This window comes from Ewingella sp. AOP8-B2-18, assembly GCF_052376015.1.
Taxonomy (GTDB): domain Bacteria; phylum Pseudomonadota; class Gammaproteobacteria; order Enterobacterales; family Enterobacteriaceae; genus Ewingella; species Ewingella allii.
Map to the genome: position 1 here is coordinate 1 of NZ_JBQSVB010000073.1, position 262 is coordinate 262.

Below are 262 nucleotides of genomic sequence, written 5' to 3' on the forward strand. Positions count from 1 at the left end.
GAAATTAATGAGCAAGAGCACCTGTTGATGCAGTAAGGGCAACCTTACGCTGATGCGAAAAGTGCCAGGGCACGAAAGTGGGCTGGTACGGAATTTTCGTGTCCCCATCGTCTAGAGGCCTAGGACACTGCCCTTTCACGGCTGTAACAGGGGTTCGAATCCCCTTGGGGACGCCATTCCGATAATGTGTGAAAGACATTATCACCGGTCTTAACGGACCAGAATACCTTAAAGATGACTCTCACGAGTCGTGTTTAAGATA

At 49.2% G+C, this 262-nt stretch carries 1 tRNA gene; it reads left to right on the plus strand.

What is annotated here, in order from left to right:
• The first annotated feature begins 100 nt into the window (after positions 1 to 100).
• A tRNA-Glu gene (locus tag ACT3RR_RS23200) sits at positions 101 to 176 on the plus strand.
• Positions 177 to 262: the final 86 nt, after the last annotated feature.